4 protein-coding genes are annotated in these 2,082 nt (G+C 74.4%); all 4 read left to right on the forward strand.

Features of this window, described 5'->3' with window-relative positions:
• Nucleotides 1-198: tetratricopeptide repeat protein (locus D8M29_RS11215; protein ID WP_127445984.1), on the forward strand; the 198-nt coding region annotated here is incomplete at its 5' end.
• Between the two features lie 64 nt (nt 199-262).
• Nucleotides 263-1,087: an ABC transporter ATP-binding protein gene (locus D8M29_RS11220; RefSeq protein ID WP_123244126.1), complete on the forward strand. Its 825-nt coding sequence runs from the start codon at nt 263-265 to the stop codon at nt 1,085-1,087.
• Nucleotides 1,078-1,344, forward strand: coding sequence for a hypothetical protein (locus D8M29_RS11225; protein ID WP_238693397.1), 267 nt, complete (start codon nt 1,078-1,080; stop codon nt 1,342-1,344). Before D8M29_RS11220 ends, D8M29_RS11225 begins: the two co-directional genes overlap by 10 nt.
• 537 nt (nt 1,345-1,881) lie before the next feature.
• Nucleotides 1,882-2,082: hypothetical protein (locus tag D8M29_RS14255; protein WP_238693398.1), on the forward strand; the 201-nt coding region annotated here is incomplete at its 3' end.

Consider the following 2,082-nt stretch of genomic DNA (forward strand, 5'->3'; position numbering starts at 1 on the left):
TTCGCCGTCGCCGACCTGGACGTGCTCGGCGGCCACGTGGAGGACGCCTTCGACCGGCTCGTGCGGTTCATCGCCCTCCACCCCGGCGACGACCGTGAGACGGCGCGCGCCCACCTCGTGGACCTCTACACCGTGGTGGGCACGGACGACCCCCGCGTGCAGGCCTCGCGGCGCCGGCTGGCCGCAGCGTTGTTCTGAGGGACCCACGGTTCATCCCTGAGGAGGACGCCGTGACCGCCTGACAGTGGGTAACGTCCCAGGCATGACTCCGCATGCGTCCGAGCCTGCCCCCACCCACCTCGCCGCCGCCACCCGTCGGCGCGCGGTGGACGCCCCCGATCCGGACCTCGCCCTCGTCACGCGCGGGCTGACCCAACGGTTCGGGGACAAGCTGGCGCTGGACGCGCTGGATCTGGACGTCCCGGCCGGGTCGTTCTTCGGGGTGGTCGGGCCGAACGGTGCGGGCAAGACCACGGCCCTGTCGATGGCCACCGGGCTGCTGCGCCCGGACCACGGCCGCGCCTGGATCCACGGCGTCGACGTGTGGGAGCAGCCCCTCGAGGCCAAGCGACGGGTCGGCGTGCTCGCCGACGGCGTGCGCACCTTCGACCGCCTCACGGGCGCGCAGCTCGTGACCTACGCCGGGCTGCTGCATGGCCTCGACGCGGACACCGTGGCCGAGCGGACCGCGGACCTGCTGCGGGTGATGGACCTGGAGGACGCCGGCCGCAAGCTCGTGGCCGACTACTCCGCCGGCATGACCAAGAAGGTGTCCCTGGCGGCCGCCATGGTCCACGCCCCGGACCTGCTCGTCCTGGACGAGCCGTTCGAGGCCGTGGACCCGGTCTCCGCCGCGAACATCCGGGACATCCTGCACTCGTACGTGGAGCGGGGCGGCACCGTGATCGTCTCGAGCCACGTGATGGACCTCGTCCAGCGCATGTGCACCCACGTCGCCGTGATCGCGGCCGGGACGCTGCGGGCCGCCGGCACGCTCGAGGAGGTCCGGGACGGGCACGACCTCGAGGACCGCTTCGTGGACCTCGTCGGCGGCCGCCACGGCTCGGAGGGGCTGGCATGGCTCTGACGCTCGTCCGACTGCGCTGGACGCTGACCCTGAACCAGTGGCGGCGGTCCCCGTTCACCCTGGTGATGAGCGTGCTCGGCGCGCTGTACGTGCTCGGCATGGCCGCCGTGGCGGTGACGCTGCTCGTCACGGGCCTGCCCGCCCTGCCGGACGAGGCCCGCGGCGCCACGACCGTGCTGGCCGCCGCCGTCGTGGTGCTCGCCTGGCTCGTCATCCCGCCGTTCGTCACGGGCAGGGCGCCACGCAGCCGCGGGTAGATCCGGCCGAGGAACTCCTCGCGGTCCGCGGCGGGCACGCGCACGGGCCCGCCGGCGAGCACGAGCTGCTGCACGGCCTCGGGGACGGGGCGTGCGGCGGGGATCAGGTGGAGCACGGCCTCCTCGTCCGTGAGCTCCACGCGGTAGAAGCCGATGCCTCCCACGGCGTGCACACCGCTCAGCCCGAGGCCGGGCGGGGCCGGGTCCAGGGACGGGGCCACGTCCAGACCGCCGTCGGGGGCGCGGGTGACGTCCAGCCCGACGGCGACGGGCGCCTCCAGCACCACGTCCGTCAGCAGCCCCAGCGGCACGAGCTCCACCCCGACCTCGCGGGCCTCCGCGAGCAGCTGCCAGATCCGCGGGGAGTCGAAGACGTGCAGACCGAACCAGGCGTCGCCCGGGTAGGAGTCCTCGGCCTGGACCTGACGCCAGATCAGGCGCATCGCCCGCTCCTGGGCGGGGGCGAACTCGGCGCGCGGGAACTGGAACGCCTTCCACGTCAGCCCGCCCTTGATCCACGTCCCCTTGGCCCCGCGCTTGAGCGGGCGCACGGTCACGTACAGCGGGCGGCCCTCGCGCACCTGCTCCTCCCCGGCGGTCGCCGGGCCCCACTGCTGGAACGCGTTGCGGGAGGACTCGGCCACGAGCTCCACGCCGATCGCCAGCGCGGGCGGCGTGCCCACCCGGCGCGGGCCGTGGAGTCCGGCCAGCGGCTCCATGACCCGTCGCCAGTCCAGG

The organism is Micrococcus sp. HSID17227 (assembly GCF_003989405.1).
In the GTDB taxonomy this organism is placed as follows: domain Bacteria; phylum Actinomycetota; class Actinomycetes; order Actinomycetales; family Micrococcaceae; genus Micrococcus; species Micrococcus luteus.